Below are 18,331 nucleotides of genomic sequence, written 5' to 3'. Positions count from 1 at the left end.
CGAAATGAGCGAAGAGGTGGTGACCGGGCGACCCCCGGGGAACCTGATCACCGGGGTCATCAAGGCCGTGCGCCCGCGGCAATGGGTGAAGAACGTGTTGGTGGTGGCCGCCCCGGTGGCGGCGGCCGGCCGCGGCGTCCGCTACGACTACGCCGAGGTGGCGACCAAGGTCGGAGTGGCCTTCGTGGTCTTCTGCCTGGCCGCCTCGGCGATCTACCTGATCAACGACGTGCGCGACGTGGACGCCGACCGAGAGCACCCCACCAAGCGGTTCCGGCCGATCGCGGCCGGCGTGGTGCCCGAATGGCTGGCCTATGCGCTGGCCGTGGTGCTGGGTGCGGCCTCGCTCGGGATTTCCTGGTGGCTGACTCCCAATCTCGCGGTGGTGATGGGCGTCTACCTCGCCATGCAGCTGGCCTACTGCTTCGGCCTGAAACACCAAGCGGTGATGGACATCTGCATCGTGTCGTCGGCGTATCTGCTGCGGGCGATCGCCGGCGGTGCGGCCACCGACATCCCGCTGTCCCAATGGTTCTTGCTGACCGCGGCATTCGCGTCGCTGTTCATGGTCGCCGGCAAGCGCTACGCCGAGCTGCAGCTGGCCGAGCGCACCGGAGCAGCGATCCGCAAATCGCTGGAGAGCTACACCAGCACCTATCTGCGATTCGTCTGGACGCTGTCGGCGACGTCGGTGGTGTTGTGCTACGGGATGTGGGCATTCGAGCGGGACCGCTACTCGGGTTCCTGGTTCGCGGTCTCGATGGTCCCGTTCACGATCGCGATCCTGCGCTATGCGGTCGACATCGACGGCGGGCTGGCCGGCGAGCCCGAAGACATTGCGCTGCGGGACCGGGTGTTGCAGCTGCTGTTCCTGGCGTGGATCGCAACAGTAGGTGCCGCCGTTGCCTTCGGCTAGCCCGGGGGTGGAGGCGCTGAAGCGCTTCAACGGCACTGTGCTGCGCGGTCGGGCCAGGGTTGGTCGGGGTGTCCGGCCGCCGTTCCCGTACGACCCCGTGGTTCGGATCAGCCTGTGGGTGTGCGCGGCGCTGATCGCCGGACTCTTCGGTTGGGGAGCATGGCAGCGGCGCTGGATCGCCGACGACGGACTGATCGTGCTGCGCACGGTGCGCAACCTGCTGGCCGGCAACGGCCCGGTGTTCAACCAGGGCGAGCGGGTCGAGGCGAACACCTCCACGGCGTGGACCTACCTGATGTACCTCGGAAGCTGGATCGGCGGGCCGCTGCGCATCGAGTACGTGGCGCTGACGCTGGCGCTGGTGCTGTCCGTGTCGGGGGTGGTGCTGCTGATGCTCGGCGCGGGTCGGCTCTATGCCCCCAGCCTGCGGGGACGGCGGGCGATCATGCTGCCGGCCGGCGCGCTGGTCTACGTCGCGCTGCCCCCGGCGCGGGACTTCGCCACCTCGGGCCTGGAGAACGGGCTGACGCTGGCCTATCTGGGGTTGCTGTGGTGGATGATGGTTCGCTGGTCGCAGCCGCTGCGCAACCGGCCCGACAACGACGTGTTCCTCGGGCTGCTGGCCTTCGTTGCGGGGTTCAGTGTGTTGGTGCGTCCCGAGCTCGCGCTGATGGGCGGACTGGCGCTGATCATGATGCTGATCGCGGCCCGGACGTGGCGTCGGCGGGTGCTGATCGTGGTGGCCGGCGGGCTGCTTCCGGTGGCGTATCAAATCTTCCGGATGGGCTACTACGGCCTGCTGGTGCCGGGGACGGCACTGGCCAAGGACGCCGCCGGTGACAAGTGGTCCCAGGGCATGATCTACCTGTCGAACTTCGTCTCGCCCTATGCGGTGTGGCTGCCGGTGCTGCTGCTGGTGCCGCTGGGGGTGCTGCTGATGCTGGCGCGGCGCCGGCCGTCGTTTCTGCGCCCGATGCTCGCGCCCAACTACGGGCGGGTGGCGCGCGCCGTGCAGAGCCCGCCGGCGGCGGTGGCCTTCGTCCTGGTGAGCGGGGTGCTGCAGGCCCTCTACTGGACCCGGCAGGGCGGCGATTTCATGCACGCGCGGGTGCTGCTGCCACCGCTTTTTTGTTTGCTGGCCCCGGTCGCCGTGATCCCCGTGCTAATCCCCGACGGGCAGGACTACTCGCGTGAAACGGGCTACTGGCTGGCCGGTGCGGCCGGCCTGCTGTGGCTCGGAATCGCGGCCTGGTCGCTGTGGGCAGCAAACTCTTCGGGGATGGGTTACGAGGCCACCCACGTCACCTACAGCGGCATCGTCGACGAGCGGCGCTTCTACGCCCAGGCGACCGGCCACGCGCATCCGCTGACCGTCGCGGATTACCTCGATTACCCGAGGATGGCGGCGGTGCTGGCGGCGTTGGACAACACGCCGGACGGGGCGTTGTTGCTGCCGTCGGGCAACTACATCCAGTGGGACATCGTGCCGCAGGCGCAGCAGCCGCCGCCGGCCCCGGGCAGCCCCCCCGACAGCAAACCGCCGCAAAAGCCGCAGCACGCAGTGTTTTTCACGAACCTGGGCATGCTGAGCATGAACGTCGGGCTCGACGTGCGGGTGATCGACCAAATCGGGCTGGCGAACCCGCTCGCCCAACACACCCAGCGCCTGGCGCACGGCCGGATCGGGCATGACAAAAACCTGTTCTCGGACTGGGTGATCGCCGACGGCCCGTGGGTGAAGGTGTACCCGGGCATCCCGGGCTATCTGGACGCGAATTGGGTTGCCCAGGCGGTGGCAGCCCTGCAGTGTCCGGAAACCAAGGCGGTGCTGGCGTCGGTGCGCGCCCCGATGTCGCCGCACCGGTTCGTCTCAAACTTCTTGCACTCCTTCGAGTTCACCGCGTACCGGATCGACCGGGTCCCGCTGTACGAACTCGCCAGGTGTGGGCTGCCGGTGCCCGAACCCGGCCCGCCGCCGCCCCGCGAGTGAATATTGCGTAGATAAATGCCACACATCGCGAAACCATCACAATCCCGTCCGCCGGCGATACGTACAGCAAATTCACATCTGCTGCGTCACCAGTGGGCGCGCACCGCTCGGCACATGCGGAAATGCCGCCATCAGGTGTCGGGACCGGCGCGAAAACCCCGGGAAATCACGGCCCGGCGAGGGTTTGCGGAGCGTCCTCGATGCGAGCCCGTTCGGGTTCGTGTGGTTGACTACACGAGCACTGCTGCGCCTACGCGTAGGCCAGTACGACCCCAATCAACGATGCGCCCTGGTAGCAGGATGCGCCGAAAGGATGAGGAAGCAAGAATGACGCTTGTTGACAGGTTTCGCGGCGCCGTGGCTCGGATGCCACGTCGGCTCGTGGTGGGTGCCGCAGGTGCGGCTCTGCTCGCGGGTCTGATCGGCGTCGTGGGGGGCCCGGCGACCGCGGGGGCGTTCTCACGCCCCGGCTTACCCGTGGAGTACCTGCAGGTTCCGTCGGCCGCGATGGGCCGTGAAATCAAGGTTCAGTTCCAGAGCGGTGGCGCCAACTCGCCGGCGCTGTACCTCCTTGACGGCATGCGCGCGCAGGACGACTTCAACGGCTGGGACATCAACACCCCGGCCTTCGAGTGGTACAACCAGTCCGGCATCTCGGTTGTCATGCCGGTCGGCGGCCAGTCCAGCTTTTACTCCGACTGGTACGCCCCGGCCTGCGGTAAGGCCGGTTGCACCACCTACAAGTGGGAGACCTTCCTGACCAGCGAGCTGCCGCAGTACCTGTCGGCCCAGAAGCAGGTTAAGCCGACCGGCAGCGCCGCCGTCGGTCTGTCGATGGCCGGCTCGTCGGCGCTGATCCTGGCCGCCTACCACCCCGAGCAGTACCCGTACGCCGGCTCGCTGTCGGCGCTGCTGGACCCGTCGCAGGGGATGGGCCCGTCGCTGATCGGCCTGGCCATGGGCGACGCCGGTGGCTACAAGTCCAACGACATGTGGGGCCCGTCCAGCGACCCGGCGTGGCAGCGCAACGACCCGTCGCTGCAGGTCGGCAAGCTGGTCGCGAACAACACCCGGATCTGGGTGTACTGCGGTAACGGCAAGCCGTCCGACCTCGGCGGCGACAACCTGCCCGCCAAGTTCCTGGAAGGCTTGGTGCGGACCAGCAACCTGAAGTTCCAGGACGCCTACAACGCGGCCGGCGGTCACAACGCGGTGTGGAACTTCGACGCCAACGGCACTCACGACTGGCGGTACTGGGGACCGCAGCTGCACGCGATGCTGCCCGACCTGCAGTCGACGCTGGGCGCTACCCCGGGCGCGGGCCCGGCCACGGCCGCTCCGGCTCCGAGCCAGGGCACCTAAACCCGATTAAGCACGCGATTGGCGGCGGGAACCTTCGGGTTCCCGCCGTTAGTCGTTGCAAGGTGTGACCTGTTTCACTACCCTGCGGGTCGGCCCGACTCCGGCGCTGGTTACTGTGCAAACACAGCGACTACACGGTGGAGGGCGGACATGGGTGGCGTGCGGATGCTTTTGCGGGTGCTCTGCGTTGCCGCGCTGACACTCGCATTCGGCGGTGTGGCGGCGAAGATCACGGGCAAGGCCAAAGCGGCGCCGTACGAGACGCTGATGGTGCCGTCCGGCGCGATGGGCCGCGACATCCCGGTCGCCTTCCAGGGCGGCGGTCCGCACGCGGTGTATCTGCTGGACGCGTTCAACGCCGCCCCCGACGTCAGCAACTGGGTGACCGCGGGCAACGCGATGGGCGCGCTGGGCGACAAGGGCATCTCCGTGGTCGCCCCCGCCGGTGGCGCCTGGAGCATGTACACCAACTGGGAGCAGGACGGCAGCAAGCAGTGGGACACCTTACCTGTCCAGCGAGCTGCTCGACTGGCTGGCCGCCAACAAGGGACTCGCACCGGGCGGCCACGCCGCCGTGGGCGCTTCCCAGGGCGGCGTGGCCGCGATGGCGCTGGCCGCCTTCCGGCTTCGCCGGCTCGCTGTCCGGGTTCCTCTACCCGTCGAACACCACCACGAACGGTGCGATCCTGGCCGGCCTGCAGCAATTCGGCGGCGTGGACGGCAACGGCATGTGGGGCGCCCCGCAGCTGGGCCGGTGGAAGTGGCACGACCCGTACGTGCACGCCGCGCTGCTGGCCCAGAACAACACCTGGGTGTGGGTGTGGAGCCCGACGAACATGGGTGGCGACGCGGCCGCGATGATCGGGCAGGCCGGCGAGGCGATGGGTAACAGCCGGATGTTCTACCAGCAGTACCGCAGCGTCGGCGGGCACAACGGCCGCTTCGACTTCCCGGCGGGCGGCGACAACGGCTGGGGTTCGTGGTCGGGCCAGCTGGGCGCCATGTCCGGCGACATCGTGGGAGCCATCCGCTAGCCACGCGGCCCGCCGGCAGGGCGGACGGCGACCGCGCGCCGAGCCGGTACCGTGTATTGAGCAGCAGAGGGCGGGATGCTCGCTTGCCTGGCAACAAGCTGCGACCACTCGACTCTGCTAGCGGGAGACCATGACCACCAACGCCCAGCGCAAGCGTCGCCGAATCCTGGCCTGGGTGGCCGCGCTTTCCATGGCAGGTGTCGTGTTGTTGGTGATCGTGGCCGTGGTGACGATGCTGCGCAGCACCGAAGCGCCGCCGAGCGCGGTGCCGCCGGGCATCCTGCCGCCGTCCTCGACGACGACGCATCCGCACAAGCCCCGGCCGGCCGCGCAGGACGCGTCCTGCCCCGACGTGCAGATGATGGTCATCCCCGGCACCTGGGAGTCATCGCCGACCGACGATCCGCTCAACCCGATGCAGTTCCCGAACGCGTTGCTGCACCAAGGCACCCTGGCGATCAGCCAGCAGTTCCCGTCGTCGCGGGTGCAGACCTACACCGTCCCCTACACGGCTCAATTCAACAATCCGCTCGGCGGCGTCAAGCAGATGTCGTACAACGACAGCCGGGCGGAGGGCACCCGCGCGGCGGTTCAAGCGCTGACCGACATGACCAACAAATGCCCGCTGACCAGTTACGTGCTGATCGGGTTCTCGCAGGGAGCGGTGATCGCCGGTGATATCGCCAGCGACATCGGCAACGGCCGCGGTCCCGTCGACGACGACCTGGTGCTGGGCGTGACGCTGATCGCCGACGGTCGCCGCCAGCCGGGCGTGGGCAACGACGTCGGCCCCAACCCACCGGGGCAGGGCGCGGAGGTCACCCTGCACGAGGTGCCGATGTTGTCCGGGCTCGGGTTGACCATGACCGGCCCCCGGCCCGGCGGCTTCGGCGACCTCAACAGCAAAACCAACGAGATCTGCGCGGCCGGGGATCTGATCTGCGCCGCCCCGGACGAGGCGTTCAGCATCGCGAACCTGCCGAACACCCTCAACACGTTGGCCGGCGGGGCGGGCCAACCCGTCCACGCCATGTACGCCACCCCGCAGTTCTGGAATCTGGACGGGGCCACGTCCACGGATTGGACGTTGAACTGGGCGCGTAATCTCATCGAAAACGCGCCGCACCCCCAGCACAGATAACACGGAGTGCCGGCGAGGGGACACAGCGGTCAGGTGGGCGGTACCGAGGGCAATCGGCGGTACCTTGAGATTTGGTCTGCCGCGCGCCGCCGCCTAACATTAAGAGAAAATTAAGAGCGATCAGAGTTTGGCGGTTCCCGACCGGGTCGAAGCTCGGACGGACCGGCGCAAATTTGCGCCGCGTACGAGGCCGGCCCGCGCGCGGAGGACATCGTCGGCGAAGCCGACACCAGGACCGTCGGAGTAGCTAACCGGCGAGTGTGTAACAGGAGAGGGCGGCATGGCGTACCACAACCCGTTCATCGTGGACGGACGAATCAAGTTCCCGGACAACACGAACTTGGTCAAGCACGTCGAGAAGTGGGCGAAGGTTCGCGGTAACAAGCTGGCCTACCGGTTCATCGACTATTCCACCGAGCGCGACGGCGTCGAGCGCGACATCGTCTGGTCGGAGTTCAGCGTGCGCAACCGCGCCGTGGGCGCGCGCCTGCAGCAGGTCACCGAGCCCGGTGACCGGATCGCCATCCTGTGCCCGCAGAACCTGAACTACCTCATCGCGTTCTTCGGCGCGCTGTATGCGGGGCGGATCGCGGTGCCCTTGTTCGACCCCAGCGAGCCGGGCCACGTCGGTCGCCTGCATGCCGTCCTCGACGACTGCACACCCTCGACGATCCTGACCACCACCGAGGCCGCCGAAGGCGTGCGCAAGTTCATCCGGGCCCGGGCGGCCGAGGAGCGGCCGCGCGTCGTGGCCGTCGACGCGGTGCCCGACGAGGTCGCCGTCACCTGGGTCGCGCCCGAGGCCGAAGAGGACACGATCGCCTACCTGCAGTACACCTCCGGCTCCACCCGGACCCCGACCGGTGTGCAGATCACCCACCTGAACCTGCCCACCAACGTGCTGCAGGTGCTCAACGGCCTGGAAGGCAAGGACGGCGACCGCGGTCTGTCCTGGCTGCCGTTCTTCCACGACATGGGACTGATCACCGCCCTGCTGTCCCCGGTGCTCGGCCACAGCTTCACCTTCATGACGCCGGCCGCGTTCGTGCGCCGTCCCGGCCGCTGGATCCGGGAGATGGCGCGCAAGCCGGACGACGCCCCGGACTGCGAGGTCTTCACCGTCGCACCAAACTTCGCGTTCGAGCACGCCGCCGTGCGCGGTCTGCCCAAGGACGACGAGCCGCCGCTGGACCTGAGCAACGTCAAGGGCATCCTCAACGGCAGCGAGCCGGTGTCCCCGGCCTCGATGCGCAAGTTCTACGAGGCGTTCGAGCCCTACGGTCTGCGCAAGACCGCGATCAAACCGTCCTACGGCCTGGCCGAGGCGACGCTGTTCGTGTCCACCACGCCGATGGACGAGGCGCCCACCGTCATCCACGTCGACCGGGAGGAACTGAACAAGCAGCGCTTCGTCGAGGTCGCCGCGGATTCCCCGAACGCGGTCGCCCAGGTGTCCGCCGGCGTGATCGGCGTCGACGAGTGGGCCGTCATTGTCGATCCCGACACCGCCAGCGAGCTGCCCGACAGCCAGATCGGCGAGATCTGGCTGCACGGCAAGAACCTGGGCACCGGCTACTGGGGCAAGGAAGAAGAAACCAACTACGTCTTCCGTAACATCCTCAAGTCGCGGATCCCCGAGTCGCACGCCGAGGGCGCCGACGACGACGCGCTGTGGGTGCGCACCGGCGACTACGGCACGTACTTCAACGGCCACCTCTATATAGCGGGCCGCATCAAGGACCTGGTCATCATCGACGGCCGCAACCACTACCCGCAGGACCTCGAGTACTCGGCGCAGGAGGCCAGCAAGGCGCTGCGCACCGGATACGTCGCCGCCTTCTCGGTCCCGGCGAACCAGTTGCCACAAGCGGTGTTCGACAACCCGCACGCCGGGCTCAAGTTCGACCCGGACGACACCTCCGAACAGCTGGTGATCGTCGCCGAGCGGGCCGCCGGGACACACAAGCTCGACTACCAACCCATCGCCGACGACATTCGCGCGGCCATCGCCGTGCGGCACGGGGTTACCGTCCGAGACCTGCTGCTGGTGCAGTCGGGGACGATCCCCCGCACCTCCAGCGGCAAGATCGGGCACCGCGCCTGCCGGGCCGCCTACCTGGACGGCAGTCTGCGCAGCGGCGTCGGCTCCCCGACCGCTTTCGCCAGTGCCACAGACTGAAGGAACCATGGCTGACACAGAATCTGACCTGCCGGACAACTCCGAAAACGCGGCGGCTGGCGGGCTTGCTGAGGATGCGCCCGCCAAGCGGACCGACATGACGGTCCCCGAGATGCGGGAGTGGCTGCGCAACTGGGTGGGCCGCGTCGTCGGGCAATCGCCGGACACGATCGACGAGTCCGTCCCGATGGCGGAGCTGGGCCTGTCTTCCCGCGACGCGGTGGCGATGGCCGCCGACATCGAAGACATGACCGGTGTCACGCTGTCGGTTGCGGTGGCCTTCCAGCATCCGACCATCGAATCGTTGGCCACCCGCATCATCGAGGGCGAACCCGAACGCCCCGACGACGTCGGCGACGTCGACTGGACCCGCACCGGACCGGCCGAACGTGTCGACATCGCGATCGTGGGGCTGTCCACCCGGCTGCCCGGCGGCATGAACAGCCCCGACGAAACCTGGCAGGCCCTGATGGAGGGCCGCGACGCGATCACCGATCTGCCCGAGGGGCGCTGGTCAGAGTTCCTGGAAGAGCCGCGTATCGCCCAGCTGGTCGCCAAGGCGCGCACCCGCGGCGGCTACCTGAAGGACGTCAAGGGATTCGACTCCGAGTTCTTCGCGATCGCCAAGACCGAGGCGGACAACATCGACCCGCAGCAGCGGCTGGCGCTCGAGCTGACCTGGGAGGCCCTCGAGCACGCCCGGATCCCCGCGTCGGCGCTGCGCGGCGAGGCCGTCGGCGTGTACGTCGGCTTCTCCAACCACGACTATCAGCTGCTGGCGGTGTCCGACCCGACGGTCGCCCACCCGTACGCGATCACCGGCACCGCGAACTCGATCATCGCCAACCGGGTGTCCTACTTCTACGACTTCCGGGGCCCCTCGGTCGCACTGGACACCGCGTGCTCGAGCTCGCTGGTGGCCACGCATCAGGCGGTGCAGGCGCTGCGCAACGGCGAATGCGACGTCGCACTCGCCGGCGGCGTCAACGCGTTGCTCACCCCGCTGGCGACGCTCGGTTTCGACGAGATCGATGCGGTGTTGTCGCCGGACGGCCGGATCAAGTCGTTCTCCTCGGACGCCGACGGATACACCCGCTCCGAGGGTGGCGGCATGTTCGTGCTCAAGCGGGTCGACGACGCGCGTCGTGACGGTGACCAGATCCTGGCCGTCATCGCCGGTAGCGCGGTCAACCACGACGGCCGGTCCAACGGTCTGATCGCCCCCAACCAGGACGCGCAGGCCGAGGTGCTGCGCCGGGCCTACAAGGACGCCGGGATCGACCCGCGCAACGTCGACTACATCGAGGCGCACGGCACCGGCACCATCCTCGGCGACCCGATCGAGGCCGAGGCGTTGGGCCGGGTGGTCGGCCGCGGTCGGCCCGCCGACCGTCCGGCGCTGCTGGGTGCGATCAAAACCAATGTGGGACACCTGGAGTCGGCCGCCGGCGCGGCCAGTCTGGCCAAGGTCGTGTTGTCGTTGCAGCACGACAAACTGCCGCCGTCGATCAACTTCGCCGGCCCTAGCCCCTGCATCGACTTCGACGGCGCCCACCTGAAATTCGTTGACAGCGCGACGGATTGGCCGCGCTACGGCGGCTACGCGCTGGCCGGGGTGTCGAGCTTCGGCTTCGGCGGGGCCAACGCCCACGTGGTCGTCCGCGAAGTCCTGCCGCGCGATCTGGCACCCGGGCGCGAACCCGCGCCCGAGATGACCCCGGCCGCCGAGACCGAGCAGGCCGAGGCGCCGACGCTGGAGAGCCACTCGCTGCGGTTCGACGACTTCCGCAACATCATCACCGACGAGTACGAGGTCCCCGACTTCGAGCCCGAGCTGCCGGGCCTCACCGACGAGGCGCTGGAGCTCAAGGCGGCGGCGCTGGAAGAGCTTGCGGCGCAACAGGAGTCGGAACCCACCAAGCCGCTGATCCCGCTCGCGGTGTCGGCGTTTTTGACCTCGCGCAAGAAGGCCGCCGCCGCCGAACTGGCGGACTGGATGGAAAGCCCCGAGGGTCAGGCGTCGTCGCTGGAGGCGATCGGGCGGTCGCTGTCGCGGCGCAACCACGGTCGTTCCCGCGCGGTGGTGCTGGCCCACGACCACGAGGAAGCCATCAGGGGCCTGCGCGCGGTCGCCGAGGGCATGCAGCGCCCGAACGTGTTCAGCGTCGACGGGCCGGTGACCAACGGTCCGGTGTGGGTGCTCGCCGGATTCGGCGCCCAGCACCGCAAGATGGGCAAGAGTTTGTACCTGCGCAACCCGGTGTTCGCCGAGTGGATCGAGAAGGTCGACGCCCTGGTCCAGGACGAGCTGGGCTACTCGGTGCTCGAGCTGATCCTCGACGACTCGCAGGACTACGGTATCGAGACCACCCAGGTCACCATCTTCGCGATCCAGATCGCGCTGGGTGAGTTGCTCAAGCATCACGGCGCCAAGCCGGCCGCGGTGGTCGGGCAGTCGCTGGGTGAGGCCGCGTCGGCCTACTTCGCCGGCGGATTGTCGCTGCGCGACGCCACCCGGGCGATCTGCTCGCGTTCGCACCTGATGGGCGAGGGCGAGTCGATGCTGTTCGGTGAGTTCATCCGGCTGATGGCGCTGGTGGAGTACTCCGCCGACGAGATCAAGACGGTGTTCGCCGACTTCCCCGACCTGGAGGTGTGCGTCTACGCGGCCCCGACCCAGACCGTGATCGGCGGCCCGCCCGAGCAGGTGGACGCGATCATCGCCCGGGCGGAATCCGAGGGCAAGTTCGCCCGCAAATTCCAGACCAAGGGCGCCAGCCACACCTCGCAGATGGATCCGCTGCTCGGCGAGCTGGCCGCGGAACTGCAGGGCATCAAGCCGATGAGCCCGACGTGCGGCATCTACTCGACCGTGCACGAGGGCAGCTACATCAAACCCGGCTCCGACCCGATCCACGACGTCGACTACTGGAAGAAGGGGCTGCGCCACAGCGTCTACTTCACCCACGGCATCCGCAACGCCGTGGACAGCGGGCACACCACGTTCCTGGAGCTGGCGCCCAACCCGGTGGCGCTGATGCAGGTGGGCCTGACCACGGCGTCGGCCGGCCTGCATGACGCGCAGCTGATCCCGACGCTGGCCCGCAAGCAGGACGAGGTCTCCTCGATGGTCTCGACGATGGCGCAGCTGTATGTCTACGGACACGACCTGGACATCCGGACCATGTTCAGCCGCGCCCAGGGGCCCGGAGATTACGCCAACATTCCGCCGACCCGATTCAAGCGCAAGGAGCACTGGCTCGACGCGCACTTTTCCGGCGACGGCTCGATCGTCATGCCCGGGAACCACGTCGCGCTGCCCGACGGCCGTCACGTCTGGGAGTACGCACCCCGGGACGACACCGACCTCGCGGCGCTGGTGCGCGCGGCCGCGGCGGCGGTGCTGCCCGACGCGCAGTTGACGGCGGCCGAGCAGCGCGCGGTGCCGGGCGAAGGCGCCCGGTTGGTGACGACGTTGACTCGCCACCCCGGTGGGGCGTCGGTACAAGTACACGCCCGCATCGACGAGTCGTTCACGTTGGTCTACGACGCGTTGGTCTCCCGGGCGGGTCAGGCCACCGCGGCGTTGCCCGCCGCCGTCGGCGCCGGGGTGGCGGTCGAGCCCGCGACGGGATCGGCCCAAGCACCAGTCACCGTGCCCGTCGAAGAGGTCGAGGACGCCGAAACCCTGTCGGACAGCCTGACCAATCGATACATGCCGTCGGACTTCGTGAAGTGGTCGCCGGAGTCCGGTGAGACCATCGCCGAGCGGCTGGGCCGGATCGTGGCGGCGGCCATGGGTTATGAACCCGAGGACCTGCCGTGGGAGGTGCCGCTGATCGAGCTGGGCCTGGACTCGCTGATGGCGGTGCGGATCAAGAACCGCGTGGAGTACGACTTCGACTTGCCGCCAATCCAATTGACGGCGGTGCGGGACGCCAACCTCTACAACGTCGAGAAGCTGATCGAGTACGCGATCGAACACCGCGACGAGGTCGAGCAGCTGCACGAGCACCAGAAGACCCAGACGGCCGAGGAGATCGCCCGGGCGCAGGCCAGCCTGCTCAGCGGCGCGACGCCGGAATCCGTTGTCGCCGCACCTAATCCGCAGGCCGAACCGCAGACCCAGCCGGCGCCGCCGCCGTCGGATACGGCGATTCCGCCGCCGCCGACGGATCCGACCGGTCCGGCGGGCAACGCCTCGGGCAATGGTGTCAAGCCGAACCTGACCGGCGCGGCCGAGGCGCTCAGCCAGGAGACCGTCGCCAAGGTGCTGAACTCCGATGTGCCGCCGCGCGATGCCGCCGAGCGGATCACGTTCGCCACCTGGGCCATCGTCACCGGCAAGTCCCCGGGCGGCATCTTCAACCTGCTGCCCAAGCTGGACGAGGCCACCGCCGCCAAGATGGCGGAGCGACTGTCCGAACGCGCCGAGGGGCCGATCACCGCCGAGGACGTGCTGACCGCGGAGAACATCGAGGCGCTGGCCGAGAAGGTCCGCCAGTACCTGGAGGCCGGCACCATCGACGGGTTCGTCCGCACGTTGCGGGCCCGCCCCGAAGGGTCGACCAAGACGCCGGTGTTCGTGTTCCACCCGGCCGGCGGTTCGACCGTGGTGTACGAGCCGCTGCTCAACCGGTTGCCCGCCGACACTCCGATGTACGGCTTCGAGCGGGTCGAGGGCAGCATCGAAGAGCGTGCGGCGCAATACGTTCCGAAGCTGATCGAGATGCAGGGCGACGGCCCCTACGTCCTGGCCGGCTGGTCGCTGGGCGGTGTGTTGGCCTACGCGTGCGCGATCGGGCTCAAGAAGATGGGCAAGGACGTCGCCTGGGTGGGTCTGATCGACGCGGTGCGCGCCGGCGAAGAGGTCCCGCAGACCAAGGAGGAAGTCCGCGCCCGCTGGGACCGCTACGCCCGCTTCGCCGAGAAGACCTTCCAGGTCACCATCCCGGCGATCCCCTACGAGCAGCTCGAGGAGCTCGACGACGAGGGCCAGATCCGGTTCGTGCTGGAGGCCGTCAAACAGAGCGGGGTGCAGATCCCGGCCGGGATCATCGAGCACCAGCGCACGTCGTACCTGGACAACCGGGCGATCGACACCGCCGAGATCCAGCCTTACGACGGGCATGTGACCCTCTACATGGCGGATCGCTACCATGACGACGCGATCATGTTCGAACCGCGATACGCCGTTCGTAAGCCGGACGGAGGCTGGGGCGAGTATCTCGCCGACCTCGAGGTCGTGCCGATCGGTGGCGAGCACATCCAGGCCATCGACGAGCCGATCATCGCCAAGGTCGGCGCGCATATGACCCAGGCGCTGAACACGGTCGAGGCAGAGCATGCCGGCCGGACGACGTCGAACAGTTAGGTAGGCAAGTAGTGACGGGTGAAGTGCCCTCGCGCGCGCACACGACCGCCGAGAAACTGGCCGAGCTCAACGCTCGTCTGGAACTGGCCAAGGAACCCGGCGGCGAGAAGGCGGCCGCCAAGCGTGACGCGAAGGGCATCCCCAGCGCCCGGTCCCGCATCCATGCGCTGGTCGACCCGGGCACCTTCCTCGAGGTCGGTGCGCTCGCCAAGACGCCGAACGATCCGAACGCGCTCTACGGCGACGGCTGCATCACCGGCCATGCCATGATCGACGGCCGGCCGGTCGGGGTGTTCTCCCACGACCAGACCGTGTTCCAGGGCACCGTCGGGGAGATGTTCGGCCGCAAGGTGGCCCGGCTGATGGACTGGTGCGCGATGGTCGGCTGCCCGATCATCGGGATCCAGGACTCGGGCGGCGCCCGCATCCAGGACGCGGTCACGTCGCTGGCCTGGTACGCCGAACTGGGCCGCCGCCACGAAGCCCTGTCCGGGGTGGTGCCGCAGATCTCCCTCATCTTCGGCAAATGCGCTGGGGGAGCGGTCTATTCGCCGATCCAGGACGACCTATTGGTCGCGGTGCGCGGCCAGGGCTACTTCTTCGTCACCGGGCCTGACGTGATCAAGGAAGTCACCGGCGAAGAGATCACGCTCGACGAGCTGGGCGGCGCCGACGTGCAGGCCCGCCATGGCAATATCCATCACGTCGTCGACACCGAGGCCGAGGCGTTCCAGTACGTCCGTGACTTCCTGTCGTTCCTGCCGTCCAACGTCTTCGAGAAACCGCCGATCGTCAATCCCGGGCTGGAACCGGAGATCACCCCGACCGATCTGGAACTCGACACGATCATCCCGGACAACGACAACGCGGCCTACGACATGCACGAGATCCTGCTGCGGATCTTCGACGACGGCGATTTCCTCGACGTCGCCGCGCAGCAGGGGCCGGCGATCATCACTGGGTTCGCCCGGGTCGACGGGCGCCCGGTCGGCGTGATCGCCAACCAGCCGATGTTCCTGGCCGGGTCGATCGACAACGAAGCTTCCGACAAGGCAACGCGTTTCATCCGGTTCTGCGACATCTTCGAGCTGCCGCTGATCTTCGTCGTCGACACGCCCGGCTTCCTGCCGGGGGCCGAGCAGGAGAAAAACGGCATCATCAAGCGCGGCGGGCGGTTCCTCTCCGCGGTCGTGGAGGCCGACGTGCCCAAGGTGACGATCACGATCCGCAAGTCCTACGGCGGCGCGTATGCGGTGATGGGATCCCGGCAGCTGACCGCCGATTTCAACTTCGCCTGGCCCACCGCACGCATCGCCGTGATCGGCGCCGAGGGCGCCGCCCAGCTGCTGATGAAACGGTTCCCCGACCCGACGACGCCCGAGGCGCAGCAGATCAAGAAGGACTTCATCGAGGGCTACAACCTCAACATGGCGATCCCGTGGACGGCCGCCGAGCGCGGCTTCATCGATGCGGTCATCGATCCCCACCAGACCCGGCTGCTGATCCGCAAGTCGTTACATCTGTTGCGCGACAAGCAGATCTGGTTCCGCGTCGGACGCAAGCACAGCCTGCTGCCGCTCTAGCCTGACGCGTGGGCTGCTACTTGCGCAGCGTGAATTGGTTGAGATCGGTGTAGCCCTTGCGGAAGAGGTTCGCGCAGCCGGTGAGGTACTTCATGTACATCTCGTAGACCTCTTCGGACTGAATCGCGATGGCCTCGTCCTTTGTGCTGACAGGTTAGCGGCCCACACGTCCAGCGTCTTGGCGTAATGCCGCTGCAGCGACTGGCGACGCTTCAGCTTGAAGCCGGCCTTGGCCGAGAACTCCTTCACCATGTCGATGGTCGGCAGGTAGCCGCCGGGGAAGATCTCGGTCTTCATGAAGTCGCTGAACTCGACGATCGCCGGAGTCAGCGGCAATCCCGACGCGATGATTTCCTTCTCCGACAAGACGGTGATGGTGTGCAGCAAGAAGGTGCCTCCGGCCGGCAGCAGCTCGTAGGCCCTCTCGAAGAAGGCGGCGTACCGGTCGTAGCCGACATGCTCGAGCGGGCCGATCGCCACGATGCGGTCCACCGGCTCGTGAAACCGCTCCTAGCCTTCCAGCAGCACCCGCTTGGAGCGCGGGGTGTCCAGTTCGTCGAGCATCTTCTGGGCGTGGGCGGCTTGATTCTTCGACAACGTCAGGCCGACGACGTTGACGTCGTATTTCTCGATGGCCCGCTTCATGGCGGCACCCCAGCCGCAGCCGAGGTCCAGCAGCGTCATGCCGGGCTGCAGGCCGAGCTTGCCGAGCGACAGGTCGATCTTGGCGATCTGCGCCTCTTCCAGCGTCATGTCCTCGCCGCCAAGCCAATACGCGCAGGTGTACATCTGGGTGCGGTCGAGGAACAGGCGGAAGAAGTCGTCGGATAGGTCGTCGTCGGATAGGTCGTAGTGCGCCTGCACGTCCTCGAAATGCGGCGTCACCTCCTCAGCCATCTTCGGGTTGCCTTTCTCCGGACTCCGGGGTCGTGATGCACCTTAGGGCGAACCCGGATCGAGGTCCGGACGGGCGTCACAGCGCCAGCGCGCCGTCCACCAACTCGTCGAAGCGCTCCAGCGTCACGTCGGAGTCGGCGTCGATACCGCGTAGCGGCCCGCGGTCGGCTAGATACTGCTGCGCGTAGGCGGCGGCCACCAGCGCCTTGCGCTCGCCGCCGCGGGTGTGCCGCTCCCAGGCCGGTTGCTCGATCAGCAGCGCACCGGCGTACACGTCGCCCATGAACTGGGCCAGGCTGAACAGCCGGGCCTCGGCGACGGGGCCGTCGAGTTTGGTCCAGGCCGTGATGGCGGAGTCGAGATCGTCGATGCGGCGCGCCACCAGGGCGGTGGTCTCGTCGACGTCCGACACCGATACCGCGTCGTGCAGCCGCGCCAACAACGTCTCGTGCGCCCGGGTCTGCTCGATGCCGCGGCGCACGTCGAGGCACAGGATATTGTCGGGCCCTTCCCAAATCGTGTTCACCTGCGCGTCGCGCAGCAGCCGTGCCACCGGCCAGGTCTCGATATAGCCGTTGCCACCGTGGATTCCGATTGCATCTGAGGCCGCGGTGATCCCCAGCCGGCACACCTTGAGTTTGGTGACGGGCAACCGCGATGCGCTGCCGCAGGCTGCGCGGCTGGCGATGGTTGGGTGCGCCGGTGCCGTCGAAAACCATTGCCTGCGCGGCCTCGACGTCGACGATCAGTTCGGCCAGCTTGCGCCGCATCAGCGGCTTGTCGATCAGCGCACCGCCGAACGCATGGCGTTGCCGCGCATAGCACAACGACTCGACCAATGCGCGGCGCGCATTGCCCAGCCCGAACAACGCGATGCCCAGGCGCGCGGCGTTGGTCAGCTCCATCATCCGGCCCAGGCCCCTGCCGTCGGACGTCCCGCCTCACCCGTCGGTTCGCCGGACAGCAGAAACGCCTCGGCGTCGACGAACTCGACCTCACCGGAGGCCACCGAGCGGGTGCCGAGCTTGTCCTTCAACCGCCGCACCCCGTTGCGCGAGCCGCGGCGGGTGCGCAGCACCAGGAAATTCGCCACCCCGCGCGAAGAGTCCGGGGCGCCTTCGGGTTTGGCCAGGACGACGAACGCCTCGCCGGCGCAGTTGGACGCAAACCATTTGAAGCCGTTGAGAAGCCAGGCGTCTCCGCTGCGTGTCGCCGTCGTCTCCAGCGCGCCCAGGTCGGAGCCGCCGGTGCGTTCGGTCAGCAGCTGCGCGGTCTCGCCGGCCCACTCGCCGGAGGCGAACTTGGCCGTCACGTACTCGGCCACGTCGGCCGGCGCATACGCGGCCACCAGCGACTGGACCATCCCGCCGCCGGTGCCCAGCGCGCACCCCATCCCGATGTCGGCCTGGTTGAGCAGATAGTTGGACGCGAACAGCGCCAGCCCGGAGCTCACCTGCGCGGCGCGCGCGTCGGCGCGCAACGCCTGCTGGGCGTCCAGCACCGCGCGTTTGGACTGTGTGAACGACGCCGGCATGACGACCTGACTCACGTCGTGCCCCCACCGGTCGTAGCGCTCCAGCCGGGGCGGGTTGCGGTCCGTCTCGTCGGCTCAACGGGCCACCGGGCCGCCCATCAGTTCACCGATGCTGGTCAAATGTGGCTCCACGACGGCTAATTCGTCGGGCCGCAGGTAGTAGCTCATCATGAACTGCAGCGTGGGGTCGGCCAGGTACCAGTTCAGGCCGACCGCGCCGGTGTAGTTGTCCGTCCGGTAGCGCTGCGACTTTTCCGGCGTGGAGAAGGGCAGCCGATCCACGGCCTCCAGGTCGTACTCGCTCATGGCTTTCTCCTATGT

At 68.0% G+C, this 18,331-nt stretch carries 7 protein-coding genes and 3 pseudogenes; 8 read left to right on the top strand and 2 right to left on the bottom strand.

From position 1 onward, the window contains the following. The first annotated feature begins 4 nt into the window (after positions 1-4). The 8 genes and pseudogenes from T428_RS0119510 to T428_RS0119475 all read left to right on the top strand — a co-directional run bounded on the left by T428_RS0119510 (position 5) and on the right by T428_RS0119475 (position 15,579). Positions 5-916 (top strand): decaprenyl-phosphate phosphoribosyltransferase, encoded by a 912-nt coding sequence (locus tag T428_RS0119510; protein ID WP_025737808.1) that lies wholly within the window; start codon positions 5-7, stop codon positions 914-916. Next, positions 903-2,906 carry a terminal beta-(1->2)-arabinofuranosyltransferase gene (gene aftB / locus T428_RS0119505; RefSeq protein WP_036468506.1) on the top strand — a complete coding sequence of 668 codons (2,004 nt, stop codon included), beginning with the start codon at positions 903-905 and terminating at the stop codon, positions 2,904-2,906. Before T428_RS0119510 ends, aftB begins: the two co-directional genes overlap by 14 nt. 327 nt (positions 2,907-3,233) lie before the next feature. Next, positions 3,234-4,268: a diacylglycerol acyltransferase/mycolyltransferase Ag85B gene (gene ag85B, locus T428_RS0119500; RefSeq protein ID WP_025737805.1), complete on the top strand. Its 1,035-nt coding sequence runs from the start codon at positions 3,234-3,236 to the stop codon at positions 4,266-4,268. Positions 4,269-4,418: 150 nt separating this feature from the next. Beyond that, positions 4,419-5,302 (top strand): annotated as a pseudogene (locus T428_RS29570) (alpha/beta hydrolase-fold protein). 130 nt (positions 5,303-5,432) lie between these two features. Continuing rightward, on the top strand, positions 5,433-6,443 hold the full coding sequence (gene culp6, locus T428_RS0119490) for a carboxylesterase Culp6 (RefSeq protein WP_025737804.1): 1,011 nt from the start codon (positions 5,433-5,435) through the stop codon (positions 6,441-6,443). Positions 6,444-6,723: 280 nt separating this feature from the next. Further along, positions 6,724-8,622: a long-chain-fatty-acid--AMP ligase FadD32 gene (gene fadD32 / locus T428_RS0119485; RefSeq protein WP_025737803.1), complete on the top strand. Its 1,899-nt coding sequence runs from the start codon at positions 6,724-6,726 to the stop codon at positions 8,620-8,622. Between the two features lie 97 nt (positions 8,623-8,719). After that, positions 8,720-13,996: a polyketide synthase Pks13 gene (gene pks13, locus T428_RS29565; protein ID WP_245604999.1), complete on the top strand. Its 5,277-nt coding sequence runs from the start codon at positions 8,720-8,722 to the stop codon at positions 13,994-13,996. A gap of 23 nt (positions 13,997-14,019) precedes the next feature. Then, positions 14,020-15,579, top strand: coding sequence for an acyl-CoA carboxylase subunit beta (locus T428_RS0119475; protein WP_156943004.1), 1,560 nt, complete (start codon positions 14,020-14,022; stop codon positions 15,577-15,579). 16 nt (positions 15,580-15,595) lie between these two features. On the opposite strand, the pseudogene T428_RS29560 reads toward T428_RS0119475, so the two are convergent. Both T428_RS29560 and T428_RS29555 read right to left on the bottom strand, forming a co-directional pair. Then, a pseudogene (locus tag T428_RS29560) lies at positions 15,596-16,476 on the bottom strand (cyclopropane mycolic acid synthase family methyltransferase). A 76-nt stretch (positions 16,477-16,552) separates the two neighbouring features. Then, positions 16,553-18,316: pseudogene (locus T428_RS29555) on the bottom strand (acyl-CoA dehydrogenase family protein). Between the last annotated feature and the right edge of the window lie 15 nt (positions 18,317-18,331).

The organism is Mycobacterium genavense ATCC 51234 (assembly GCF_000526915.1).
Lineage (GTDB): Bacteria > Actinomycetota > Actinomycetes > Mycobacteriales > Mycobacteriaceae > Mycobacterium > Mycobacterium genavense.
The sequence above is the reverse complement of the archived record's forward strand: the minus strand, read 5'-3'. Positions and strand labels throughout refer to the sequence as shown.